Annotated in this window: 1 pseudogene; it reads left to right on the forward strand. The window is 68.7% G+C overall.

Annotation, left to right across the window (positions count from 1 at the left end):
- A pseudogene (locus tag WFM69_RS19405) lies at positions 1-233 on the forward strand (leucyl aminopeptidase); the annotation flags it as partial.

Here is a 233-nt window from a genome sequence, read left to right on the forward strand (position 1 = left end):
CTGGTGCGGGCGGCATCCGACGCGGTGGACGAATCGGTGTGGCAGCTGCCCCTCGAGCAGAAGTACCGGAAGCAGCTCGACTCGGAGATCGCCGACATCGCCAACCTCGGCGGCCCGTTCGCGGGAGCGACCACCGCCGCGCTGTTCCTGCAGCACTTCGTCGGAGAGACACCGTGGGCGCACCTCGACATCGCCGGCACGATGCAGACCGAGAAGGACGACTCCTGGCGCAC

This window comes from Microbacterium sp. LB12, assembly GCF_037150835.1.
Classification (GTDB): domain Bacteria; phylum Actinomycetota; class Actinomycetes; order Actinomycetales; family Microbacteriaceae; genus Microbacterium.